The 26174-nt window shown below is 29.0% G+C and carries 30 protein-coding genes and 1 riboswitch; of the genes, 8 read left to right on the top strand and 22 right to left on the bottom strand.

From position 1 onward, the window contains the following. The first annotated feature begins 145 nt into the window (after positions 1-145). The 4 genes from G594_RS0115125 (at position 146) to G594_RS0115110 (ending at position 3070) form a co-directional block, all read left to right on the top strand. Entirely contained in the window at positions 146-583 is a 438-nt protein-coding gene (locus G594_RS0115125) for a helix-turn-helix domain-containing protein (RefSeq protein ID WP_027099324.1), read from the top strand. A 26-nt stretch (positions 584-609) separates the two neighbouring features. After that, entirely contained in the window at positions 610-1038 is a 429-nt protein-coding gene (locus G594_RS0115120; protein ID WP_027099323.1) for an ImmA/IrrE family metallo-endopeptidase, read from the top strand. A 39-nt stretch (positions 1039-1077) separates the two neighbouring features. Then, on the top strand, positions 1078-2166 hold the full coding sequence (locus G594_RS0115115) for a tyrosine-type recombinase/integrase (RefSeq protein WP_027099322.1): 1089 nt from the start codon (positions 1078-1080) through the stop codon (positions 2164-2166). 61 nt (positions 2167-2227) lie between these two features. After that, on the top strand, positions 2228-3070 hold the full coding sequence (locus tag G594_RS0115110) for a patatin-like phospholipase family protein (protein ID WP_027099321.1): 843 nt from the start codon (positions 2228-2230) through the stop codon (positions 3068-3070). Here G594_RS0115110 and G594_RS0115105 read toward each other — a convergent pair. The 5 genes from G594_RS0115105 to yidA all read right to left on the bottom strand — a co-directional run bounded on the left by G594_RS0115105 (position 3067) and on the right by yidA (position 7204). Next, entirely contained in the window at positions 3067-3789 is a 723-nt protein-coding gene (locus G594_RS0115105; protein ID WP_027099320.1) for a hypothetical protein, read from the bottom strand. The genes G594_RS0115110 and G594_RS0115105 overlap by 4 nt on opposite strands. Before the next feature lie 215 nt (positions 3790-4004). Then, positions 4005-5132, bottom strand: a complete 1128-nt coding sequence (locus G594_RS0115100) for an AI-2E family transporter (RefSeq protein ID WP_027099319.1) — start codon at positions 5130-5132, stop codon at positions 4005-4007. Between the two features lie 23 nt (positions 5133-5155). Continuing rightward, positions 5156-5710: a GNAT family N-acetyltransferase gene (locus tag G594_RS0115095; RefSeq protein ID WP_027099318.1), complete on the bottom strand. Its 555-nt coding sequence runs from the start codon at positions 5708-5710 to the stop codon at positions 5156-5158. Positions 5711-5724: 14 nt separating this feature from the next. After that, positions 5725-6378: a nitrite/sulfite reductase domain-containing protein gene (locus G594_RS0115090; protein ID WP_051196043.1), complete on the bottom strand. Its 654-nt coding sequence runs from the start codon at positions 6376-6378 to the stop codon at positions 5725-5727. A gap of 19 nt (positions 6379-6397) precedes the next feature. Continuing rightward, positions 6398-7204, bottom strand: coding sequence for a sugar-phosphatase (gene yidA / locus G594_RS0115085; RefSeq protein ID WP_027099316.1), 807 nt, complete (start codon positions 7202-7204; stop codon positions 6398-6400). Between the two features lie 116 nt (positions 7205-7320). Between yidA and G594_RS19130 the strand changes: the two genes are divergently transcribed. Both G594_RS19130 and ytaF read left to right on the top strand, forming a co-directional pair. Continuing rightward, positions 7321-8232 (top strand): fused DSP-PTPase phosphatase/NAD kinase-like protein, encoded by a 912-nt coding sequence (locus tag G594_RS19130; protein ID WP_051196042.1) that lies wholly within the window; start codon positions 7321-7323, stop codon positions 8230-8232. A gap of 75 nt (positions 8233-8307) precedes the next feature. Next, on the top strand, positions 8308-8931 hold the full coding sequence (ytaF, locus tag G594_RS0115075; RefSeq protein ID WP_027099315.1) for a sporulation membrane protein YtaF: 624 nt from the start codon (positions 8308-8310) through the stop codon (positions 8929-8931). 54 nt (positions 8932-8985) lie between these two features. Here the strand turns inward: ytaF and G594_RS20385 are convergent, their stop codons facing one another. The 10 genes from G594_RS20385 to G594_RS0115030 form a co-directional block, all read right to left on the bottom strand. After that, a complete protein-coding gene (locus G594_RS20385; RefSeq protein WP_167539568.1) occupies positions 8986-9123 on the bottom strand; it encodes a clostri-philic family protein in 138 nt (45 codons plus the stop codon). A gap of 59 nt (positions 9124-9182) precedes the next feature. Next, positions 9183-9806 carry a peptidylprolyl isomerase gene (locus G594_RS0115065; protein WP_034866946.1) on the bottom strand — a complete coding sequence of 208 codons (624 nt, stop codon included), beginning with the start codon at positions 9804-9806 and terminating at the stop codon, positions 9183-9185. Positions 9807-9816: 10 nt separating this feature from the next. Further along, positions 9817-10200 carry a DUF3785 family protein gene (locus tag G594_RS0115060; RefSeq protein ID WP_027099313.1) on the bottom strand — a complete coding sequence of 128 codons (384 nt, stop codon included), beginning with the start codon at positions 10198-10200 and terminating at the stop codon, positions 9817-9819. 57 nt (positions 10201-10257) lie between these two features. Continuing rightward, on the bottom strand, positions 10258-11778 hold the full coding sequence (locus G594_RS0115055; protein ID WP_027099312.1) for an FAD-dependent oxidoreductase: 1521 nt from the start codon (positions 11776-11778) through the stop codon (positions 10258-10260). A 19-nt stretch (positions 11779-11797) separates the two neighbouring features. Then, positions 11798-11911 (bottom strand): rubredoxin-like domain-containing protein, encoded by a 114-nt coding sequence (locus tag G594_RS20715; protein WP_341349980.1) that lies wholly within the window; start codon positions 11909-11911, stop codon positions 11798-11800. A 141-nt stretch (positions 11912-12052) separates the two neighbouring features. Next, positions 12053-12832 carry an ABC transporter ATP-binding protein gene (locus tag G594_RS0115050; RefSeq protein ID WP_027099311.1) on the bottom strand — a complete coding sequence of 260 codons (780 nt, stop codon included), beginning with the start codon at positions 12830-12832 and terminating at the stop codon, positions 12053-12055. A 2-nt stretch (positions 12833-12834) separates the two neighbouring features. Next, the gene (locus G594_RS0115045; RefSeq protein ID WP_027099310.1) at positions 12835-14193 is read right to left on the bottom strand and encodes an FtsX-like permease family protein; all 1359 of its coding nucleotides are present in this window, start codon (positions 14191-14193) and stop codon (positions 12835-12837) included. A 104-nt stretch (positions 14194-14297) separates the two neighbouring features. Continuing rightward, the gene (locus G594_RS0115040) at positions 14298-15893 is read right to left on the bottom strand and encodes a putative ABC transporter permease subunit (RefSeq protein WP_027099309.1); all 1596 of its coding nucleotides are present in this window, start codon (positions 15891-15893) and stop codon (positions 14298-14300) included. Continuing rightward, complete coding sequence (locus G594_RS0115035; RefSeq protein ID WP_027099308.1) at positions 15886-16599, bottom strand: ABC transporter ATP-binding protein; 714 nt, start codon at positions 16597-16599, stop codon at positions 15886-15888. Before G594_RS0115035 ends, G594_RS0115040 begins: the two co-directional genes overlap by 8 nt. 182 nt (positions 16600-16781) lie before the next feature. Next, positions 16782-17624, bottom strand: coding sequence for a DegV family protein (locus tag G594_RS0115030; protein ID WP_027099307.1), 843 nt, complete (start codon positions 17622-17624; stop codon positions 16782-16784). 132 nt (positions 17625-17756) lie between these two features. Here G594_RS0115030 and G594_RS0115025 point away from each other — a divergent pair, with 132 nt between their 5' ends. Then, the gene (locus G594_RS0115025; protein WP_027099306.1) at positions 17757-18434 is read left to right on the top strand and encodes a L,D-transpeptidase family protein; all 678 of its coding nucleotides are present in this window, start codon (positions 17757-17759) and stop codon (positions 18432-18434) included. Between the two features lie 58 nt (positions 18435-18492). On the opposite strand, the gene G594_RS19125 is transcribed toward G594_RS0115025, so the two are convergent. Then, positions 18493-19005, bottom strand: coding sequence for a PaaI family thioesterase (locus G594_RS19125; protein ID WP_034866943.1), 513 nt, complete (start codon positions 19003-19005; stop codon positions 18493-18495). Positions 19006-19134: 129 nt separating this feature from the next. On the opposite strand from G594_RS19125, the gene G594_RS0115015 reads away from it, so the two are divergent. Further along, positions 19135-19788 carry a hypothetical protein gene (locus tag G594_RS0115015; RefSeq protein ID WP_027099305.1) on the top strand — a complete coding sequence of 218 codons (654 nt, stop codon included), beginning with the start codon at positions 19135-19137 and terminating at the stop codon, positions 19786-19788. A gap of 18 nt (positions 19789-19806) precedes the next feature. Here G594_RS0115015 and G594_RS20380 read toward each other — a convergent pair whose 3' ends face one another. The 6 genes from G594_RS20380 to G594_RS0114985 all read right to left on the bottom strand — a co-directional run bounded on the left by G594_RS20380 (position 19807) and on the right by G594_RS0114985 (position 25921). After that, positions 19807-19956, bottom strand: a complete 150-nt coding sequence (locus G594_RS20380) for a hypothetical protein (RefSeq protein ID WP_165438814.1) — start codon at positions 19954-19956, stop codon at positions 19807-19809. Between the two features lie 180 nt (positions 19957-20136). Next, on the bottom strand, positions 20137-21645 hold the full coding sequence (locus tag G594_RS0115005) for a DUF1846 domain-containing protein (protein ID WP_027099304.1): 1509 nt from the start codon (positions 21643-21645) through the stop codon (positions 20137-20139). 282 nt (positions 21646-21927) lie between these two features. Next, positions 21928-23289, bottom strand: coding sequence for an MATE family efflux transporter (locus G594_RS0115000; protein WP_034866941.1), 1362 nt, complete (start codon positions 23287-23289; stop codon positions 21928-21930). Between the two features lie 133 nt (positions 23290-23422). Beyond that, positions 23423-23794 carry an ACT domain-containing protein gene (locus G594_RS0114995; protein ID WP_027099302.1) on the bottom strand — a complete coding sequence of 124 codons (372 nt, stop codon included), beginning with the start codon at positions 23792-23794 and terminating at the stop codon, positions 23423-23425. Between the two features lie 224 nt (positions 23795-24018). Further along, a complete protein-coding gene (locus G594_RS0114990; protein ID WP_027099301.1) occupies positions 24019-24588 on the bottom strand; it encodes a xanthine phosphoribosyltransferase in 570 nt (189 codons plus the stop codon). Continuing rightward, a complete protein-coding gene (locus tag G594_RS0114985; RefSeq protein WP_027099300.1) occupies positions 24572-25921 on the bottom strand; it encodes a uracil-xanthine permease family protein in 1350 nt (449 codons plus the stop codon). The genes G594_RS0114990 and G594_RS0114985 overlap by 17 nt, the downstream gene beginning before the upstream one ends. A 133-nt stretch (positions 25922-26054) precedes the next feature. After that, positions 26055-26156: riboswitch (purine riboswitch) on the bottom strand. Between the last annotated feature and the right edge of the window lie 18 nt (positions 26157-26174).

The following is a 26174-nucleotide window of genomic DNA, read 5'->3' as shown; positions in this document are numbered from 1 at the left end:
TTCAATAATGATACTTCGGTAAATTTTACTATTAAACAAAAATAAGTCCCCAATTCTTTAAATTACTTCGTTTTTCTTGACATATCTCTTTTTCCGTACTATACTACGGAATATAGAAGTAGTAACCATAAAGGAGGTTATAGTTATGTTTAATAAAGATATAATTATCGAAATACTAAATAAGAAAGGTTGGAGTAGATACAAACTATGCAAAGAAGCTAATATGGCGCAATCAACATTAAGTGACATTCTTTCCGGAAAAAATACAAGTCCTAAGACTGATACATTGCAACGTATTGCTGATACTTTAAATGTTCCTATAAGCTATTTCTTTGACGAGGAAAGAGAAGAATTAAAAAAAGAAACAAATTTAAAGACTATACAAAATGATTTTCCTATAGTTCCAGAACATTTTACTGATCCAGAAGAAGCAAGAGCTTATGTTACTAAACATCAAATCTTTGGATACGGTGGATTTGACCCATACAAGATGAGTGATGAAGATATTCTTAATTTTGCTAATGAAATGATAAACCAAGCAGAATTATTAGGTTATAAATACATGAAAGAAAAAAATAAATAAACCTAACTTTAACGGAGTGAGATTCTATGAGATGGATTAATGAAATAGCAGACGGTATTCTTGATATATACAAAACCAATAGTCCATATGAACTATGTAAATATTTAAATATAAAAATAGAAAAAGTAGAAAGTACATCCTTCTTGTTGCAAGGGAATGATTCTATATACTATAGAAATTACTACGGCACAGAAATTATTTTTATAAGAAATGACTTATATGGTTATGATGAAGAATTTAAACTTAGGCATGAAATAGGTCACGCGATTCTACACGATATACCTAGTTCTAGATATACCAATATTGGAAAGTTAGAGCGCCAAGCTAATTATTTTGCATTAGCTTTAACAGGAATAAAGTTTGATTTAATTGAAATACAAGGAAAGACATTAAAAGAATTTGCCAGTTGTAAAAACGTTCCTTATGAACCTTTAGCTCAACTGGTTAATTTATAAAGCTAAAAAGAACATACATTCGTAAAAGGAGATGATTTTATGGAATATAACATCACTAACCGTAAAAAAGATAATGGATTGCAATTTATAATTTCATACAAAGATAAAAATAGTAAATGGCGTCAAAAATCAAAGCAAGGTTTTGAGAATTCTAGAGAAGGTAAACATAAGGGAAAAGAATGGGCTATGAATACTTTAAAAGAGCTTGAAGGTACTTTTACTCTAAATACTAATTTAAGTGATATTACTTTTAAAGATTTCACCACTTTATTCCTAGAAGATAAATCTGATTCTATCCAGCATAATACCATTGATACTTACAAAAAAGCTTTTAATCGTTTTAGTGATCTAGATAATATTAAGATAAAAAACATAAAAAATATTGATGTTCAAAAAATTGTTAATAAAATGCTTAAATCTGGTTGTAAAGTTTCAACAAGTAAATTGTATTTATACAAAATAAAAACTTGTTTATACTCTGCTGTTAATGACTATAATATTATTTTAACTAATCCAATAAAAAAAATAACCTTCCCAAAAGAAGATACAAAAACAGAAAAGGAAGCTCTAACACTTAATGAAAGTAAAATCTTATTAAATAAATTAATTAACAAAAATATAAAATACTATATCTTCACTCTTTTAGGCTTAAAATGTGGTTTGCGTGCTTCTGAAATTGTAGGGCTAACATGGGATTGTATAGATTTAAAAAATAAAACTTTAAGAGTTGAAAAACAATGGAAATACGATAAAGATAAGAAAGTTTATAGTTTTGGTTCTCTAAAATCAAATAATTCTTATAGAACTATTCCTATATCAAAATTTGTTGTTTCTGAACTAAATAAATATAAATCAACTAATCCTATCCCATTAGATAATAGAGTATTAAATTATGCAACTACTGATTCAATAACTAGTCATTTGAGAAAAGAATTTCACGCACTTGGATTTAATATATCTCCACATAATCTACGCCATACCTATGCTACATCTTTAATTGCAAAAGGTCTAGATTTTAGAACTGTTGCTAATCTTATGGGGCACACTATGCAAGAAACAATTAAGACTTATTCTCATGTTACAGATGAAATGATTGAAAGAGCAAAAGATTTAATTGAAATGATATAATTTTTGACGATTTTTTGACGAATCTGATATAATACAAGTAAATACAAGGAGTGATGAATATATGCCAAGTTTAATTTTGGAAGGTGGTACCTTTAGACCTATATTTAGTGCCGGAGTAATGGATGCTTTATTAGATAATAATATTATGTTTCCTTATTGTATAGGAGTTTCTGCTGGTATTACAAATGGGGTATCATATATATCAAAACAAAGGAAAAGAAACCTTGATATACTTATAACATATAGAAATGATAAACGATATTTGGGACTAAGAAATTTTCTAAAATGTAAAAGCCTTTTTGGATTAGATTTTGTTTATGGAGAAATTCCAAGTAAACTATCTCCTTTTGATATGGAAACTTATCAAAAATATGAAGGAAAAGTATTAGTTGGCGTTACCAATGCTATAACTGGTAAGACTGAATACTTTGATGGAAAAGAATTAGATGATAAATGTTCAATTTTAAGAGCTACTTGTGCTATTCCACTATTCTTTCCTGCAATTAAAATTAATAATAGTTATTACTATGATGGGGGGATATGTGACCCTGTTCCAATAAAGAAAGCTATTGATGATGGTAATGAAAAACATTTAATAGTGCTTACAAGACCAAAAGAATACAGAAAAAAACTTAGCAAAGGAAATATTATAGTTTCAAAGCTATTTAGAAAGAAATATCCAAATTTAAAAGAACCTTTATTAACTAGACATAATCATTATAATGAAACTATTCGTTTTTGTGAGGAATTAGAAGCTCAAGGAAAAGCCGTAATTATAAGACCCACTTTAGAACAATCTATTGAAAGCTTCGAAAAAGATGTTAACAAATTAAGAGAGGGTTATAATAACGGCTATAAAATGGCTATAGAAAATCTTGATAAAATTAAAGAATTATTTAACTAACATTGCTTAAAGGGAATATTCTTTAAAGCAAAACTATATAGGAATGGATATTCTTTTTCAATATATTTCATATAAACTATCCATTCCTTAGTTAAATATTTATATAACCTTAAAATATCGCTGTTTAAATGAGATATATCTTCACTTGTTAAATCCACCTTGCTTTTTCTAAGCTTTATCTCACTATGTAAGTGTACTGCTGCTTGTAATAAATCTGTAAAAATATCATGTTCATCTAAGTATGGATTCTCTATAAATCTAAATAATGTCTCTTTATTCTCATTTAGATTAGTATAAATATCCTCTATATCTTCTTTATTAAAATTTAATTTACAACTATATCTTTCAATTCTTTCCTTTATCTCATTAAAATCCTTTATAATACTATCCCCTATTTTAGGTATAACAGAGCACAATTCATCACAACCATTGTCTCTTTTTGCAATTGTCCTTAACAGTTGATTACCAACCTCTTCGAAAAAAATCTCAATTAAAAGGTTTATCTTTTGTAATTTATGCTTCTTTTCTCTTTTTTCTAATGCTCTTTCAATAATTAATACAGTTACTAATACTTCAATTGGAATAAAAGCCAAATCCTCTGTAAAAAACATTCCTATATGGTGTAAATCTTTAAAAATAGCATAATTAATTAAATATAATATTAAAGATGCAACTATTAGTGCTAATATAAACTTAAACATATACCTGTCTTTTTTCATAACATCACTCCTAAAAACACTTCAATACTATTGTTTCCAGAAATAAATAATTAATTAAGAAAAAAGTGGAGTGGATATTTATTTTGCTTGTTACATAGCTACGCTCCAAGAAAGTAAAACGCTTATCCTTTCTTATTCAAAAAGAAACTCTACAAAAACTGCAGAGTCTCTTTATTTCCATTCTTACCTCGTACCTCATAACTAGTAACTTTTACCTAATCTATGTCTTCCACCTTTATGTTTTTTTCCTTTAACTTACTATTAGTTATAGTTGAAAGTAAAGTATACAACACTCCAAATAAAGGAATTCCTATTAATATACCTAAAATACCAAATGTACTTCCACCTACTGTAATAGCAAGTAATACCCAAATTGCAGATAATCCAATAGAATTTCCAACAACCATAGGATAAATTAAGTTTCCTTCTATCTGTTGAATTACAACTATAAGAATTACAAACCATACTGCTGTCATTGGTTCAACCATGAAAATTATAAATGCAGCAGGTATTGTACCTATTAATGCCCCAAATATAGGCACTAATGCTGTTACACCTATTATTGTACTTACAAGTAAGGCATATGGCATACTAAAGATAGTCATACCAATAAAACATAATCCACCCAATATAACAGCTTCAATACATTGACCTGTTATAAACTTAGAAAACTTATCATGTGATATTCTAGCTACTTCCATAACCTTATTTGCTTTAATTCTATCAAAAAATGCATAAAGAATTTTCTTTGCTTGTATTCCTAACTTCTCTTTACTTAAAAGAATATATATAGCTATTAATATTCCCATAAAGAAATTAATTATTGTTGATGTAACCCCAACAGTTATATCTACTACTTGGCTAACAAGACTTCCTGTAACCTGTCCAACAACTTTTATTATATTTTCTCCCATAGATAAAACCTGATTCCAAAGTTCATCAAAAACTTCAGTTTTACTGAAATGTTCTGCCATAAACATTTCTAGTGTTTTAACGTAATCAGGTATGTTCTTTACCAAAGTTGATCCACTTTCTACAAGTTGAGGAATTATAAATAGTACTAGCCCAACAACAATTGCTATTATTGTAATAATAGTTAATATTATTGCCAAAGGTCTACGCTTTTTAGGTTGCTTTATAACCTTATCTAAAACCTTCTCTTCATAAAATTTCATTGGTATATTAAGTACAAAAGCTATACATATAGCTATTAAAAATGGCTTTAACATTCCCATTGTAGAACCAAATATGTTTCCTACAGATTTAATATTTATGAATATAAAGGCTAGTACAACTACATAGGTAGCTAATAACAAATTAGATTTAAATTTTGGATCTTTCATATTACTCACTTTATCATCTCCATCTAACTAAATCTCTTCACCAATACATACCTTCTTAATCCACCATACTTAATTTTATCTTTAGCTATTTCATAGCCTAAATCTAAAAATGTATTTACACTATAAGGATTATACGGTGAAGCAGTGGCACTCATAATTAAGGTGCCATTTTCTTTTGCAATATCTTCTAATAACTCACATATTATCTTTTGTAGCTTGTTGCCTCTAAAGCTTTCTTTTACTAATGTTGATTCAATTTGTCCTACCTTTAATAGTTCCTCTCCATTAATTCCAATATCATAGCCGTAGTTATCTTCATCATAGCCTAATTTGCAATATACACCTATAGCTATAAGATCGTCATCTTCAGTAACACATCCAATTATATTTCCTTTATTAGATATAAATTGTAAGAATTCTTCCTCCTTACTTGGAAAATATAACTCTTTATTCTCAAGTCCTTCAACAATTTCATCTTGAAACCTCATAATCCTATTAATATATGATTCATCAAGCTTCTTTAATATTCCTTGTATTATCTTACCATCTTTCCTCTTTAAATTAATTTTCTTAATCATATTTCTCTCCAACTCTATTTCAAAACACTTTTCTTAAATTCTTCTATTCCTATTCTATCAATAAAAAAGCCTAACTTCTCTCCCATTTCTGCATTTTCTATATAATAGTTAAAGATATTGTCTATTATTTCTAAAGCCATCTTCTCATCAACTTTATCTACTATTATATCCGCTATCCTAGGATTATAACCTGCCGAACCTCCTGCTGTAACTATGAATCCATCCTTATCAGCTATTACCCCTACATCTTTACTATAGACACTTCCGCAGGCATTTCTACAACCTGCTACACCTATCTTACTTCTACAAGGCATACTCATCCATTGATATTTATTTAATAGCTTCATTCCAGTTCCTATAGTATTAAACTTAGATCTTTTACAGAATCCAGCTGGACATATCTCTACATTTTTAACAGAATTCTGTTCCTTAACTGCTGGCTCCATTTCTAGTTCATTCCATATATTTTCTAAATCTTTTTCTTCAAGGTTTGTTATTAATATTCTTTGACCTGATGTTATCTTTATTACTCCGTTGTATTTTTTAACAACCCTTGCTATTTTCTCTAAAGTTTCAGGCAGAATAAATCCTCCAGGAATATGTGGTGTTATACCATATTTTCTTTTCCCATTATAAATCTTTTGTAGATTACCATATTTATTAGGCACCTTCTCACCTCTTACTATTCTATTTTAGAATAAATTTTTTAACAACTTCAGCAACACCGTCTTCGTTATTGCTCTTTGTTATATAGTTTGCTGCTTCCTTTACATTACTATGCCCATTTTCCATAGCCACTCCAAGTCCTGCGAACTCAATCATATCTAAATCATTTCCAGCATCCCCTACAGCTATTATTTCATCTTTATCAACATTTAAATAATCTGCTAATGCTTTTAAGCCTAACCCTTTATTAGACTCTTTATTTATTATTTCAAAGAAATATGGAGTGCTCTTTGCTAAATTATATTTTTCTCCAACTTCCTTTGGAAGTTTCTCTATTGCCTTATCTAATACATCTGGTTCATCTATAAGCATTATTTTTATAATGCTTTCATCTTCTGATATTTCATTAAAGTCACATATATTTATATCTATTTTATTAATCTCAGCTTCTACTTCAGTATACTTACTATTTTTAGGAGTTATTAGCCCTCTTGTTGGAGAAAAAGCATGTATATTAACTCCAAACTCCCTTGCAAAATTATAAATATAGTGAAGATCACTTCCCTTTAGTCCTTTTTCCGAAATTATTTTTTCACTCTTAGTTTCTTGAACTAAACACCCATTGTAGCTTAATACATATTCATTATCATCTACTAATCCTAATTCATCTAAATATCTTCTTAATCCATCTATAGGTCTTCCAGAAGCTAGTACAACCTTTACCCCTTTTTTCCTTACTGATTGAAGTGCTTTTTTAGTCACCTCTGTAATAATCTTATCATCATTTAATAAAGTTCCATCCATATCTAATGCTATAATCTTGTACATCAATTTCCATCCTCCGTTTATTCATTAAGCTTAACATTCTATGTAATTATATCATAATTTTTCACATGTTATGGAATACTAACTATAGATTTTATAAAGAGAAAGTAGGTAATTATATGAAAAAATATTTAAAGATTATATCTTCAATTCTAATATTTTCTTTATTATCACCATTATCTATTTCTGCTAAGGAAGTAGAACAAGTCTATTTATCACTTGATTATGAAAATACAGACTCACTTCCACATAATTTTAGGAAAACTACTGATTTATCTAATGTTATAAAAGGTGGTGGAAACACTACAGGACTTGAAAACCTAAATATATCAGGTAGTTCTCAATTCACTTCACTCTCATTCTTAAATTTAAAAAAGAATATCAATACAAAAAATGAATTTTGGGATATAGATTTAAGACAAGAATCACATGGGTTTATTAATGGTAATGCTGTAAGCTGGTATGGTCCTGGGGATAAAGCTAATGCTGGTCTTAATTATAAAGAAGTTATCGCTAAGGAAGCTAAGCAATTGTCAGAAATTCCTTTTGGTAAATCTATTACTTTGGACAATGGAAAGCATACATTAATACCAACAGTTGTTGAAAATGAAAGTAAACTAGTTTCATCAAATAATGTAAAATATTTAAGAATAGCGGTAACTGACGGTGATAGACCTACTGATGAATCAGTAGATCAATTTGTAAAGTTCGTTACGCATTTACCTAATAATTACTGGCTTCACTTTCATTGTAAAGAAGGCATTGGTAGAACAACAACTTTTATGTCACTCTTTGATATGATGAAAAATTCTAAAAATGTAAGTTTAGATGATATTATAAAAAGACAGTTTCTATTAGGTGGTTTTAACTTATTTAAACCAGGAGATGAAAATAAAAGAGTTTTATTCCTAAGAAACTTCTATAAATATACCAAAGAAAATAATGATAATTTCAAAACAACTTGGAGCGATTGGATTAAGCAAAATAACATAACTCCATATACATCAACTACAGAACTCCCTAAAAATTAGGGAGTTCTTCTTGTAACTAAAGTAATATTTTAATCATATATATACTAATAACTAGAAATTTGTCGAGGTATATCTATGATAGAATCATTATTATTAGTTTCTTCAATTTGTATAGATGCTTTTGTGGCTAGCATGGCATATGGAAGCAATAAAATAAAAATCCCTATCATTTCCTCTATAGTCATTAGTATTGTTGGCTCTGTAATTTTAGGAATATCATTATTTATTGGTGGATTAATAAAAGACTTTTTACCAGGAACACTTCCTATAACCTTAAGCTTCTCTATACTAATGGTTTTAGGTATATATAGATTATTCGAAAGCTTATTTAAAACCTATATTCAAAAACACTTAAATAAAGAAAAATCCTTTTCTTTTAGATTATTTGATTTTAATTTTATATTACAAGTTTATGCTGATGAAACAAAGGCTGACCTTGATAAATCAAAAGAACTATCAGTTAAAGAATCCCTTTATCTTGCTATTGCCCTTTCATTTGATAGCTTAGCTGTTGGATTCGGTAGTAGTTTAGCAGGTAGTGCATATATACAAACCATTTTATTATGTTTCTTAATAGGTTTTCTTGCTGTTATAGTAGGTAGTTTTATTGGTAAAAAATTAGTTGAAAAATCAAATATCAATTTATCCTGGCTTTCAGGGGTAATACTTATGGTTTTAGCTATAAGTAAAATTATCTAAAACAAAGAAGCTATTGTAAAATAGTTATTTACTTTACAACAGCTTCTTTATAAATTATTTCAATTGTTCACCATTATGATTTTCAAAAAATGATGGTTCATTTTCATTTCCTACATTGTTTTGATTTTCATGTAGCTTTTGTCTTCTTTGTCCTTTTTGTGGACCATTATTTGTTCTCTTATCAGCCTTCATAAATATCACACTCCTCATAAATATTATTTCAAATATCCATAAAATTTATGAGGTGAATATTATAACTTTTCTGGCTCTGGATAATTAGCCCCTTTAGTATCAACTCTTATTTCTTCTATAACTATTTCTTTTTTAGGAGTTTCACCTGATACTTCAGCACCTTCTATTTTGTGAACTATGTCTAATCCTTCTATAACCTTACCAAAACCTGCATAACTTCCATCTAAATTACTAGCCTTTTTAGTAACTATAAAGAACTGACTTCCTCCACTATCCTTATCTTTTGCTCTAGCCATAGATAATACACCCTCATCGTGTTCAAGTGTATTATACTTATATCCATTTCCCTTAAACTCTCCTCTTATTGAATAACCTGGACCTCCAGTACCATTGCCATCAGGATCTCCACCTTGTATAACAAAATCTTTAACTATCCTATGAAAGGTAATACCATCATAAAATCCATTGTTTGCAAGAGAAATAAAATTATTTACTGTATTAGGAGCATATTGAGGATATAATTCAGCTACTATAGTACCATAATCTTTCACTTTAATTGTTGCTATTGGCAAGTCCTTCGGAGCTGCTACCTCTTCTCCCCATTCTTTTACACCGCAACCAACTAACATAAATGATATTGTCATTAATATTATTAATACTTTCCCTAATCTACTCTTTCTCATAGTTATTCTCCTATATTTCAAACTCTTCTATTTCAATATTAAAAGCTCCACATCCTGCACATACAATAATACTTACTATGTAACTATTATCTACTAAACCTTCTCTTTCAAGTCTATTAAAAGATTTTCCTTCTTCCTCAACAGCTAAACTATTGGTTACATATTTGCCATCTTTAGTATATATGTAAAAATGATATTCTAAGAACTTATAAGCTCTTTCATTTTCAACTTTTTCACCACCACAGCTTTCACAACTTAAAGAATAATATGCTTTTTCAAAATCAACATTTCTATCTTTTATCATATTAATAATAGTTTCTTCACTAATATCTTTTATAGGATTATTTTCATCATTAAAAAATCCCTCTAGTTTTTCATTTTCTAAAGTAACCATATTTAACGCCCCTTTACATATTTATTCTAATATTATATCCTCTTATGGCAAATAAATCTATTTTATCTTAGGATTAATTTTATTTTCTCCACATTTATATGGTTTTAAAGCTTCTGTTGCAGGTCCTTCTAACACTTCCCCTTTATAATTAAATCTTGATCCATGGCAAGGACAATCCCAAGTTTTATCAGTATTATTCCATGTTAATTCACAACCTAAATGAGTACATGTAATATCAACTATGTAGACGTTATGTTTACCTTCTTTATATGCACCATATCTTCTTCCATTTAAATTTATTATCTTACCTTCTCCCTCTTCTAGATGAATTTCCATATCACCTATTTTCAGCTTTCCTTTTACATAATTATAGGCAACTTCCATATTAAACTTTACAAAATCCTTTGATAAAAAAGCTTTTCCTCTTGAAGGATTAAATGTGTCTTTATACTTAGACTCACTTGAAACTATTAAGTCTGATATAATAATTCCAGCAAGAGTTCCATTTGTATTTCCCCACTTTCTGAAGCCAGTTGCTACATATATATTTTCATTTTTGCTATTTAAATGTCCTATATAAGGTATATAATCTGGTGTAAAATAATCCTCTGCGGACCACTCATATCTATAATTTTTTATTCCAAACTTCTCTCTACCATACTCCTTTAATACTTCATAATGATTAATATTTTTATCATCTCCCATTTTATGAGTATCACCAACAATAAGTAATAAATGTTCGTTTTCCTTATTCATATAATGTAAACTTCTACTAGGGTCTTCTACATTTACATACATTCCTTCAACAAATCCTTCTGGAACATCTCCAGCTACAGCATATGTTTTCTTAGGCTCTAACCTAGAAAAAAAGAAGCCTTCTCCATCATAAAAAGGGAAATGTGATGCTAAAACCAATTGTTCACACTGTACCCATTTTCCTTCTCTAGTTTGGAAAGAACACTTTTCTCCACTTTCTACTTGAGTAACAGGGCTATTTTCATATATTTTTCCACCTTGCTTTACTACTAAATCTCCTAATCTATCGCAATACATTTTTGGATTTATACTTGCAACGTTATTAAAGGCAACTGCCCCTTTACTTTCTATTGGAATAGGTAGCTCATCTACAAAATCACAATCTATCCCAAGTTCCTTACAAACTTCATACTCTTCTTTCAGTTCCTTTAGCCCTTCATCTGTTTCTGCAAAAACATAGGAGGTTCCCTTCTCAAACTCACATTCTATATTATTTTCTTTCACTATTTTTTCTACAAATTCTATAGCTTCTTTATTCCCCTCATAATAACTTTTTGCTCTTTCTAAATCGTATTTTTTCTTAATTTTAGAATATATAATATTATGTTGTGTTGTTACCTTACCTGTATTTCTTCCTGTACATCCTTGTGCAACCTTATTTGCATCAACCAAAACTACTGTCTTACCTTTTTTAGTTAATAAATAAGCTGTAGTTAACCCAACAATTCCTCCTCCTATAATGCCACACTGACAGTCTTCACTGCCTGATAATGGTCCATAAGTTCTTCCTTCAGATGAATCTATCCAATATGATTCTCCCATTTTTATCCTCCTATCATAATTACTCATATTCTTTTGTACTAAAATCCATATAATATTCTTGAAGATATGAACAAACGAGACATATTAGATGATATTCTTTACCTTCATATATATAACCACAATTTGTACACATCCATTTTATTAGCTCATTTCTTTTGTTTTAGTATCTTTCAATTCCATAAAAAACACCTCATTTATCCTTAGTATTTCAATAACAATTAAGTATTATTCCTTTAATTGCTATTGTAAACTTTTGAATAAATGAGGCTTAATATCACTTTCTACCCATTCCCATAAATAAATTCTTATTTTCTTTAGTTGTTACTTCAACTATATCATAGAAAAAATCCATCTGACTTTTGTTACCTTTTTCTATTATTTCTTCTATTTTACCATCTCTCAAAAACACCAATTTCTTTGTATAGCTTGCAATCATAGCATCATGTGTTACCATTACAATTGTCTTTCCTTCTGTTTCATTTAGGTCCTTTAAAAATTGTAATAATTCATGGGATGTTTTAGTATCTAGATTTCCAGTAGGTTCATCTGCAATAATAACTTTAGGTTCTGTAACCAATGCCCTTGAAGCTGCTGCTCTTTGTCTTTGCCCTCCAGAACATTCTTGAGGATATTTATCCATCTGATCTTCAATACCTAACTTCTTGGATATCTTGTCTACTTTATCTTTAATTACCTCTTTAGATATTCCATCTAAAACTAATGGAACAGATATATTTTCTCTTAAGGTTAAATTATCAAGTAAATTAAATTCTTGAAATATGAATCCTATATTTTTATATCTATATTCTGCTATCTTTCCTTCTCTTAATTCTCTTATATTCTCTCCATCCAAGTAAACCGCTCCTTTACTTGGAGTATCTACTGTTCCTATCATATTTAACAGCGTTGATTTTCCAGAGCCTGATGGTCCCATTATACCAACAAAATCTCCTTCCTTTACACTTAAACTTACTCCATCCAATGCTTTTATTTGCCCTTTACTGCCATATACCTTAACTAAATTTTTTACCTCTATAATCTCAGATACTAACATATTTATACCTCCCTAATAGCTTTAAAGATAATATTTTTATATCCCCAAATAGAAATTAATCCACTTAAAACAAAAACTCCGAAGTAAATGAGAATAATAAGTATTCCAAAGAACACTCCTATTCCGCCACTTAACATATTACATATTAGTACCCCTAATATTTGTGGTATAGGAATTATTAATAATAGTCCATACAAAAATATTACTTCTTCATCTACTATCCTTTTTATTTTATCTCCTGTATACCCAATTAAAAACAATTGCTTAAATATCCTTTTCCTATTTACCCCCTCAATAAAAACCTTATAATTAGTAGCTAAGGCCATTATGGATACTGTTATAACAAATGTAATTAAAGTAATAATTTTTTCATATTCCATTAAATCTTTATCAGCCATGAAATTAATTAAAATAACACTTGAAATTATAGATACAATAATTAAAAATTTCACTTTTCTTAAGGAATACAGTAAGTTGCTTAATGATTGTAGTTGAATCTCTTTATATAAATATTTTTCCTCTTTTATGTTTCTAACCTTTTCTGGAATAAAATCTTTGAGTATATATAATATTCCAATTATAGATAAGAATGATGTTGTTATTACAATTTGTGATTTATTATCAATATTTATTGGTAATAAAAGTGCTAACATAGGTAATATATAGATAAAAGTAACGATATAATTTTTTCTTCTTTTTCTCTTCTCATTATCCTTTTTCTTAGGAAATCCATACCAACCAGAAAAACCGCCTGCAAGCTTAATGCTTTCTTCTAAATCCTTTGTTCTTGTTATTGGAATATCTATTGTATTTGACTCTTCTTTAATTAAATCTATTATTTCTTTCCTATAGGCATACCCCATATCTACTAGTATCATAAATACAAATTGAATAATAATTATTAGTGATGTTAAAAGAAAACCCAAACTACTAAATGCATATGGATTTACCTCTAACCCAGCACTCTTATAAACAATTGTGTTTATAAGAGGCATTATGCCTACTCCAGCTAGTAATCCAAGTATTATACCTATAATGCATATAATCATATTTTGTATAGTTAATATGAATCCAACGTTGTAAACAGACCTACCACTAAGTATTGTTATTGACAGTTCCTTAGCTTTTCCTGATATAAAATACATATTAGCAAAGGCTATCAAAAATAGAGATACCAATAAAATTATTACTGTTAACAAAGAAAATGTTCCATAATGATCTTTACTAACAAAATCGCTGTTATACAACAAGTTAAAAATATTAAAAATCACCATAATTGCAAATACCATTGAAACAATATAAAAAATACATTGTTTAATACTTTTAAAAAGCATCCTTAGTGAAAACTTTATACATCCCATATTCCCCACCTCTTAATGTTGTATTTATTCCCATTTACTAAATTGTACACCAGCTTATAAAGAAAAGGAATAAATTTCAATAAATTTATTCCTTACACTTTATCTTATAACTTTTTAAAATATTCCTGTCCTTTAGTATTTAAAATACGTACTGCTAATGCTACCAATATACTCTCTATTACTAATGATATTATCATAAACATCATGATATTAACTGATGGTAATAACTTATATACTCCAAATCCTATTCCTACAGGGATGATTGATAAAAATAATGTTATAGTTACACTAATAGTATTTTTAACTGCTTGTATTTCTTGTTTCCAATCAAACTTTGGATAAAGAATGTTTATGAAAAGCCCTGAAATAGCTATAAATGCATTATAAACACTTGCAAATACAATTATAAAAATAGTATCTATAATTGATAAACTCAATCCAAATGAAATAATTAGAGTGCTTATTACTATAGCAGGTATGCTTAATATTAAGCTCATTGATACCTTTGCTTTAAATATATCCTTTATATCTATAGGTAAACTTTTTAATATCCAAAGATTTTTACCTTCTATTGATATAGAGGATGGAGTTGTAGATGCCATTCCAGACATTGCACCAAACATTGCTGCTACCGCTAGAACTATTACTCTTCCAGCGCCCTTAGATATCATGCCTAATACTTCATCCCCTGAAAATACTGATACTACACTCATTATTACTAGCATAGCTGTTATTCCCAAAGTATTAAAAACATATGAAGTTGAAGCAAAGTATCTCTTAAACTCTTTATTTAGTAAAGTCTGATACATACCTTTTTGCTTTAATTTTGATATCTTATAATTAGATTTTTGATAACTTTCTCCTAGGTTAGAATTTATTTTCTTAAAGCTTCTACTAAATATAAATACAAATAAAATAAATGGAACTATAGAAATAGCTATAAACTTTAATAAATTACCTACATCTCCATTAATTAATGAAGATGCAAACCAAGCAGATGGAATATATGCCTTTTCAAAAATATTTTCTATACTACTTGCATTCATCATTAAATAAGACATAAAATCTTGAGCCTTCAATGAACCTATAAAGATTACTATTATTACACCAATCATACCTACGCTATATATAATCTTGCTAAATCTAAACTTTGAAGACATAATATTAAGAATAAAAGCTACTATAGACGCTAGTATTATAGGTATTAGAGGCAAAATGACTATTCCTACTATCATATATAAGAAGCAACTTATACTAGCTGTACTTTTTATATAATAAACAATTGTAGAAGGTATCATAACCAATGCACTTATACCAATATTCAATGATAGTAATTCTATTAGCTTACTTGCTAAAATAGTCCTTGAGCTTAATGGTAATGATAATAAAAAATCTAGGTCCTTACTGCCAAAGATTGTGCCATCCGCTTTGAATATTGAAAGCATAAATATAATCAATACAGTTATTAGGGAAGCTATCATTGGTAATAAATGTACTAAGTTAATTTGAGCTAAAGCCTCTCCTATTATTTCTGCATAAACTGTTGCCATGATTATTACTGATATAGCTATAACTAGCATCATTCCAAAACTCTTAATACTTTTGCTTTTATCTTCTTTTGCTATTTTTTTATTAATTACTGCATTTAATCCAAAGTTATTTATATAATTTATTTTTAATAATCTAAACAAACTATTCATTATCAATCAACTCCATAAACACATCTTCTAAGGAACTTGTACCCTTAACTTCATCAACAGTACCATATGCAGCTATCTTCCCATCCTTTATAATGGCTATTCTACTACATAGTTTTTCCACCACCTCTAATACATGACTTGAGAAAAATATAGATGCTCCCTCTTCACATATCTCCTTCATTATTCCTTTTAAAGTATGAGAAGCCTTTGGGTCTAACCCAACAAAAGGTTCATCAAGTACTAATAATTTAGGCTTATGAATTAATGCAGATATTATTGCTAACTTTTGCTTCATACCATGTGAGTATGATGATATTAAACTTCCCAAATTATTAGTTATCTCAAAGGCATCTCCATACTTTTTTATCAACTCTTCTCTTTGAGTTTCTGACACTCCATAAACATCTGCCACAAAATTTAAATACTGTATTGCTGTTAATGATTCATATAAATCTGGATTATCAGGTATATATGCCATAATCTTTTTACATTCAATTGGATTATCCTTTATAGACATTCCATTTATTAATATATCACCCTCATCAAATTCGTTTATTCCAACAATTGATTTTATAGTTGTAGTTTTACCTGCCCCATTGTGTCCAATAAAGCCAAATATTTCTCCCTCTTTAACCTCTAATGAAATAGTATCTACTGCTCTTTTATTACCTTTGTATATTTTAGAAAAATTATTTATCTCTAACATAATTACCCCTCCACTTATCTGTTATATATAATATATAACAACACTATCAAAACTTCAATATAATTATCATTAAATTTCATACTTTTCTAGATAATTAAAAGGCAGGGTAGGTATTTATTCCCTTCGTACTTAAGGTAAGAAAAAAGAAGGAAAATTGCAAAGCAATCTTTCCTTCTTATAATTTATTCTTCTAATATGCAAACTCCCAGCGCTCCTGGTCCAGTATGTACTCCCATAGTGGCTCCTATCATCTCTAATGATATATGAGATATATTTGTATGACTTTTTACACTTTCATATAAGGCCACAGCTTCATCGTGTGAAGCACCACTTAATATCCAAACCTTGCATCTAGCATTCTCTAAACGCTCATGGATAATTGATCTTAACTTGGATATTGCTTGTTTTCTACCTCTACACTTACCCCATGAATATAATTCCCCTTCTTCATTTGCGGAAATTATTGGCTTTAAATGTAATATTTCACCTACTGCTCCTGCTACTCTACCTATTCTTCCACCTTTTCTTAAAAATTCTAAAGTGTTTAAAGTAACATATGCATGTAGTTTTGTTTTTACTTCATGTAGCTTGTCTATTATTTCTTTAGGAGTTAGTCCTGCTCTTATCATCAAGGATGCTTCTAACACCAATGCTCCAACCGGGAACCCTAAGGTCTTACTGTCATAAAAATGAAAGTTTAATTCTTTGTGATCTTCCACCAATAACTTTATACTATTTAGAGTACCAGATAACCTGCTTGAGACTGTAATTACTATAACATCTGTATACCCCTCTTCTTTTAACCTGCATACTAAGTTTTCCGTATATTCTAAATCAGGTAGAGAAGTTGTTGGAATTTCCTCACTTAATGACTTATATAACTCATCATGTGTAATATTTACTTGATCCAAAAACTCTTTATCTTTGTAAATAATTCTAAAAGGTAGCATTTCTACATTATTATCTCTTCTTGTCTTTTCCCCTAAATCACAACTGCTATCAGTTACTAAAGCTATTTTTTGCAACGGCTAATCCTCCTTAGTTATATCTCTCTTTTAGAATAACACAATATGTTTACGTTAACAATTATTTTCCACTGTATATTTTTTTACATTTTTTCTAATCTTATATATATATAAATATAAAAAGGTGATTATATGAAATTTAAAATATTTTGTTGTTTAGTAATTATTTTTATAACTTTATTTATGCCATCTTACATTTATGCCTACGATACTACTCTAGAAAATAAAGACTATATAATCTTTATAGACATTAATGAGTTATCACTTTCACTACTTGATAAAGAAACAAAGATATTAGTAAAAAAATATCCAGTTGCTATAGGAAAAAAAGAAACTCCATCTCCAATAGGTAATTGGAGAATAACTAGTAAAGCTTTAAAGGATGGTCCCTTTGGTGGATACTGGTTAGGCCTAAATGCTCCTTGGGATACTTTTGGAATACATGGCACTAGCAATCCAGGATCAATTGGTAGCTTAGCATCTAATGGCTGCATAAGAATGTTTAATGAAAATATAAAGGAGGTTTTCTATGCAGTTAACTATGACACACCTGTTATTATTTATAGCGGTCCTAGTTGGCTATTTTCACCTTATGCTAGAGATATAAAACCAAATGATAAAGGTACTGATGTTTACTATGTTCAAAGGACTTTAAAATATTTGAATTATTATTCTGGTACTGTAGATGGTATTTATGGATATCCTTTAGAATTATCAGTCAGAAAATATAAGGAAGATCATCAAATGGATGATACTCCAATAATAGATAAAAGTTTTCTAGACTCTATTGGGTTATATAAATTTGAATAAAAAAGTGGTGGATATTTACACTTAAGGTAAGGAAGAGAGGTATTACCCTCTCTTTAATTTATAATTCAATTTCAGTTGGATCGTTATCTTTTAAATTAGGAAACCATTCTTCACTAGTCTCCTCGTTTGTATCAAAATTAGCTATTTTTTCAATAGGCATTTTTATATACCTTCCCTTTGCAGTTACTGCAACATCTCCATTAGGTAATATAATTTCTCCTGTTCCTTCAAACATTCTATTAGTTTCTTTGGTTATTCTTCCAACTATCTTTATTTCTCCTTCTAACGGTACTGGTTTTCTATACTTTGTTGATAGTTCTATTGTTACTCCCCATAAATCAGGATTATTAATTGCAGCTGCCCTTCCTATAGTTTCATCTAATAAAGCAGCTGACACACCTCCATGTCCTCTTCCCGGGAAGCTTTGGTGCCCCTCTTTAAATTTACATATACCTACTAATTCTCCATTCTCTAATTCATAAAAGTCTGTTTTTAATCCTAAATTATTCTCTGTTCCACAAACAAAACACATTTTTCCTACATTTTGTTTCTTTAAAACTTTGTATTTCATATGTAACCTCCCAAAAAGTAATATAATAACATTATATCATTTTTGTTTGACAATCAAAATACATAAGACTTTTTATATTATGGCTTTTCTGTTAAAATCTAATTAACATATTTTATTTGGGAGAATTACATGAAAAAAGATTATAATAAATCAATTATTATTGAGCCTAAGAATAAAAGAAAATATTTTATTTTATTAATTCCTATTATTTTCATTTTAGTATTTATATTTTTTAAATCTAAACCATTTTATAATATTTCATTCCATGATTGGAACATAAACTATCTTAATTATGTATCTGAAAATACTAATAATAAAAATATAGAAACAAAATATTATAATTATAAAATTAAAAACAAAAATATAGTTGAAGCTTCACAAGAAGATAGAGATATAGTTTTAGTAATATCTAAAGAGATGGTGAGCCAAGAAAAATATAATATATTTTTCTCCTACCTTTGGATTCATAATCCTATAAAATTTGATAAATATCAAATTTCATTGAATAATTCTAAAGCTGTAGATACCTCTAATATTAAAAGAAAAATAATAAATAATTCTAACTTAAAGATAATAGCAGAATGTAATTCCGCATTTTCAATAGCACCTGGAACAGATGAATTATTTTTTTCTTACTTCACTAAAGAAAATTATACTAATGGTCCCTATACCTCTGATATAATTTTCTTTCCAGTTACTAATATTAATGATTTAGTTTTAACTTATGAATTTAAATTAGAAGATAGAAAAAATACTTACAAAATTCAAATACCAGGTTTATAACCTGGTATTTTCTAATTATTAAATAGGTCCTGCTTTTTTATTTCCTGTCTTAGCTTTTCCTTGTATCTCTGGAACAACAGGATCTCCTTTACCGTATCTTTGTTTATGATTACTTTCTGTTCCATGAGGCTCATTAACGTCTGGTCTTCTCATACCTGCCTTAGCCATAATATCACTCTCCTCTATTATTCTTAACAACTTTACTCAATGATATTATTTGTAATACAGGCCCTCTTCTATTCACAATATTTAATTCCAAAATATATAAACATATAAATATATAAATATATAAATATAAAAATTTATATTTATGTATTTATAATAATAGAAGCTGCCATTGGCAGCTTCTTAGTTATTATCAAATAAATTTGCACTTGGATATTCAGCATCACATGTAACATCTATACCTAACTTACCAAATGTTTGGTCATCACTTCTTGAAAGTATTGTTGTAGAGTGAGCTTGACACCCTCTTAATTCACTAAGCTTACTCATTGCAACTTGTGCTGTAGGATTTGTTGCTGCTGATATACTTAACGCCATAAGTACCTCTTGGCAACTTAACGCAACATTTCTTTCCTTCAAAGTATTTCCCTTTAAATTTTTAATAGGCTCTAATATAACTGGTGAAATTAAGAATATATCATCAGCAATCTTAGCTAAATGTTTAATAGCATTTATAGTTGCTGCTGCTGCTGCATCCATCAATGATGAACTCTTACCTGTTACTATAGTTCCATCGTGTAATTCTAAAGCTACTGCTGGGCAAATCTCATTTTCTCCAGCCATAAGCTTCAATTTAGCTGACTTTTCTCTTGCAGGAACAACAACTCTTCTATCAGTTTCCTTAAGATTAACTTCTTCCATTATAAGTTTAGCTCTATCGTAAGTTTCCTTATCAACATAACCTTTCTTATATTCACAGCCAGTTTTAAAGTATCTGCTTATAATTTCTTGATTTGAAGCTTCTTTAACTACTTCATCATCAATAATACCAAATCCAACTCTATTAACACCCATATCTGTTGGTGATTTATAAATCGACTCTTTACCTGTTATCTTTTCAATTATTCTCTTTAATACTGGGAATGTTTCTATATCTCTATTATAGTTAACAGCTACTTCACCATATGCATCCATGTGGAATGAATCAATCATATTTACGTCTTTTAAATCAACTGTAGCAGCTTCATATGCTATATTTAAAGGATGTTTTAAAGGAACATTCCATACTGGGAATGTTTCAAATTTAGAGTATCCTGCTGTATTGCCTCTTTTAAACTCGTGATATAGCTGACTTAAACATGTAGCAAGTTTTCCACTTCCTGGTCCTGGTGCTGTTACTACAACTATTGGTTTTGTAGTTTCAATATATGGATTCTTACCATATCCTTCATCACTTACTATAGTATCTACATCTGTTGGATACCCTTTAGTTGCTCTATGTTTATAAACCTTAATTCCTCTTCTTTCAAGCTTGTTTATAAATACTGTAGTTGCAGGTTGGTCATTAAATCTAGTAATAACAACACTATTTACATCTAAATCATATGCTCTTAAGTCATCAATAAGTCTAAGAACATCCATGTCATATGTTATACCAAAGTCCCCTCTTATCTTATTTCTTTCAATATCTCCAGCATATACACATATTACAACTTCAACTTTTTCTCTTAATTTATGTAATAACTTTATTTTTGCATTTTCATCAAAGCCTGGTAAAACTCTTGCAGCATGTTTATCAAACATAAGTTTTCCACCAAACTCTAAATAAAGCTTATCATAATTATTAACTCTCTCTAAAATATACTTTGATTGTTCTTCTAAATATTTTACATGATCAAATCCTATTTTCATACCTTACCTCACTAAAATAATTTTTTCTCAGAAATCACATTTTCATATTATTGCATAAAGTAATTACAGTGTAAATTTTACTTGAATACAATCTGAGTTTATTAGTGTTAATTCTACTCTTTTCTTTAATTATTACATTATTATACATACCTACTTAAACATTGCAATTAAACTTTATTAATGATATTATGTTATACGTATCACCCCTTTTTTAAGGATAGCAAAAAGAGCAGGAAATATATTTCTCTGCTCTTTTTTTATTAAATATTTTTTATAAATTTCTTATTCTGTTTTATCAACGTCTTTAAATTTCTTTTTATAAAATACCATAAAACAAGTAACTGTAGTTAATGTTGCTATTATATCCGCTATAGGTTCCGCAACAAGTACTCCCATTAACTTATCTTGGAATAAGTTTGGTAGTATATATATTAAAGGAACTAATAAAACTACCTTTCTTAATAAAGCTAAGAATAAAGATATCTTTGCTTGCCCTAAGGCTAAGAATGTTTGTTGACAAGCTATTTGTGCACCAAATACAAATATTCCCAAGAAATAAATTCTTATTGCCCATGTAGTAATTGCTACAAGCTCTGGCTCATTGTTAAATATAGATACAAAAAGGTTAGGGAATAACATTAATAATGAACACATAATTACTGTAAAACTTAAACAACTTATTAGTGTTAATTTAAAAGTTTTCTTAACCCTATCCATCTGCTTAGCTCCATAATTGTAACTTATTATTGGTTGAGCCCCTTGAGCTAACCCTTGAAGTGGCATAACAACTATTTGCATTATACTACTCATAATAGTCATTGCACCTACTGCAAGGTCTCCACCAAACATAGATAGCCTTGTATTTAACGATATAAGCACTAAACTTTCAGTTGATTGCATTATAAATGGAGATACTCCTAATGCCATAGTAGCTCCTACAACTTTTAAATCTGGAACCATGTACTTTTTTCTTATTTTTAATATACTTTGCTTTCCAAACAGGAACTTTAATACCCATAAAGCAGATACCATTTGCCCTGCAACGGTTGCTAATGCAGCCCCCTTAACTCCAAGATCAAATACAAATATGAATATAGGATCAAGAACAATATTTATTACTGCACCTATTACTACAGTCATCATACCAATTTTAGCAAATCCTTGTGTATTAATATATGAGTTCATACCTAAAGCAATTTGTACAAAAATTGTTCCAAGAACATAAATAGATAAGTAATCTAATGCATATCCTATAGTGGCTTCGCTTGCACCAAATGCCCATAAAATAGGTTCTTTAAATATAAGGAATCCTGTAATCAATATAACTGCTATGATAAGAAGCATAGAAAAACTATTACTCATAATCTTTTCTGCTTCGTCATTATTTTTTTCTCCCATTTTTATAGCACAAAGTGGTGCTCCTCCCATCCCAATTAAAGCACTAAATGCTGAAATAAGCATAAGAATTGGAAATGCTACCCCTACACCTGCCATAGCTAATTCTCCATTATCCATTCTACCAATGAATATTCTATCTACAATGTTATATAGAACATTAACTAATTGGGCAACTATAGCTGGAGCAGCTAAGGATATTAGCAGCTTACCAATATTACCTTTTCCTAAATCATTTGTTTTCTTCATACATATCCCTCTTTTTCTGAATTTTAATTCATATAATATTATAGTTATTTTCTTAATTATTTACAATAATTATTATTTTAATTATCTATAAACATATCCTCAAAAATAAAAATCACATTTCTGTGATCTTCATTTAAATAATATTTATATTATTATCCGATAAAACTTTTATACTCTTTTCAAAGTTTTCTTCTTTTACTAGTATATAATCTGTATCAAATGTAGATACCACAAATATACTTATTTTTTCTTTAGCTAATATACCACTTATCTCTGATAGTATACCTATTAGTGAAAAATCTAAAGGTCCTTCTACTTTTAACACCCTCCACCCTTTTTCACTCTTTATCTCATTTGGAATATTCTTATCTATACATACAATACTAAGCTCATCCTCTGTTCTTGTAATAGAAATAAAATTCTTTGTGTCTACCCATAAAGGAACCATATCCTCAGATTCTAATCTGCATATAGCATATCTGTCCTTTAATACTTTAATATTCACCTATATTACCTCCCTATAAGATTTCCAAAATATTCACTTTTATTATATCTCTTAATTTATATTATGTACAACAAGATTATGGTAACAAAAGTAATTTACATATAATTGATAATATAGTTAGGTGATACACCTTGCCTCCTATTTATATTTATAATCTTGATTACAAAAAAGAAGCTCTATCAATTAGCAGAGCTTCTATCTTATATTTATTATCTTTTTCTACCCTATAAGAATTCTATTAAGTCTTTTCCTAATTTCTTGATTCTAGCTAAAGAATACACATCATACCCTTTATCATCAAGCATTTTTCTTCCTGGTTGGAAAGACTTTTCTATTACAATACCAATTCCACCAACTTTAGCTCCCGCTTCCTCTACTAATCTTATAGCCCCTAAAGCTGCCTCACCATTAGCCAAAAAATCATCTATTATAAGGACATTATCATTTTCACTTATGTACTTCTTTGAAAGAGTTAACTCATAGTCACTCCCCTTTGTAAATGAATGTACTGTTGTTTGATAAACTTCTCCATTTAATATTTTAGATGTTTGTTTTTTTAGGGTTACCATTGGTAAATTCATTTGCAATGCAGTCATAACTGCTGGTGCAATTCCAGAGCTTTCAATAGTAAATATCTTTGTAATTCCTTTGCTATTAAAATATTCTCTAAAGCATGTACCTATTTCGTACATTAATTTAGCGTCAACTCCATGATTTAAAAATGAATCAACCTTTAGTACACTTTCATTTAAAGCTCTACCTTCTGATAAAATCTTATTATGCAACTTCTCCATCTTCTATATTCTCCTCTATAACTTTTTTATCCTCTTTTAATACCTTATTTAAAACAAGTGCTACTATTGTTCCAGTAGATATTCCTGATGCAAATATCATTCTTAATCCTTCTGGTAAATTAGCTATAAAATCAGGACGGAATGTTACACCCAATCCTAATCCAATTGATGTAGCAATAATTAATAAATTTCTATTATTTATTTCAACTGTGCTTAATGTTCTTATACCAGCAGCTGCTATTGTACCAAACATTACTATACCAACTCCCCCTAATACAGGTTGAGGCATAATATTAATTAATGCTGCAAATTTAGGGAAGAATCCTAAGCCTACTAATAGTATACCAGCCATTATTGCCACCGAGCGACTAGCATTTCTTGTAAGAGGTATAAGCCCTACATTTTGACTGAATGTTGTATTAGGGAAAGTACCTAATACACCTGCCATAGCACTTCCAATACCATCAGATAAAACTCCTCTACCAATTATCTTATCATCCGCTTTAATCTTTGATACTTGACATATAGTTGCTAAACATCCTACTGTTTCAATAGTTGTTACTATATAAGCTGGTATAAATGCAATAACATTTTTAAAGTCAAAGTTTACTCCATATTCAAATATGTTAGGAAGTGCAAACCACTTTGCTTCATTTACTAAAGAAAAATCAACCATGCCAAATGGAATACAAATAATATATCCAACAACCATACCAATAAGAACCGAAGCTGTACTTACCATTCCTTTTCCATATCTATTTAAAAGTAATGTTATTACTAAAACTGTCATTGCTATTACAACATTTCTTAAACTACCATAATCTGCAGCTCCTACTCCTCCTGCAGCCCAATCCATAGATACTGGTATTAAAGTTAAACCAATTAAACATACAACTGTTCCTGTAACTAATGGTGGAAAAAGCTTCATTAAAGGTTTAATAAAAAAGCTTAGTACTACTTCTACAATTGATCCTAAAATAGTTGCACCAATTATTCCTGGTAATCCAGCCACCGAACCCACTGTAATTGCTGGAGAAACAAATGTAAAATCTGTACCCATTATACATGGAACTCTCGCTCCTATTCTTCCTATACCTTTTGATTGAATTATTGTTGCTATACCAGATGCTAATATTGTTGCACTTAAAACAGCTGTAGATGTTGCTCCATCAAGTCCTAAAGCACTTGAAATCACAAGTGGTACTGCTATTATTCCTCCAAAAGCTGCAAATATATTTTGAAACCCTAATAAGATTTGAGTAGCTAACTTTGGCTTATCATTTATTCCATATAATAGTTCATCGCTACCAACTGCTTGTCTGTTTTTTTCCATTATGTTTTATCTCCCATCTAAATGTATTTTTATCAATAGCTCGTTTATACGTATTAGTGGAAGATTAATAAAAAATAATAAGCACCTCAAATTAATTACAATTTGAGGTGTAGAAATTCCAGTTAAATATTTTTCTTAACCAATCTCACCCCGTAGTCTGCTAATTTACGGTTAGCAGGTAGAAACTTTCGGACCCTATTTCCGATGATATACGAGCATATTTATTATATGCGAACATTATAGCATAAAAATA

It is taken from the genome of Clostridium paraputrificum AGR2156, assembly GCF_000424025.1.
GTDB classification, from domain to species: domain Bacteria; phylum Bacillota; class Clostridia; order Clostridiales; family Clostridiaceae; genus Clostridium; species Clostridium paraputrificum.
The sequence above is the reverse complement of the archived record's forward strand: the minus strand, read 5'-3'. Positions and strand labels throughout refer to the sequence as shown.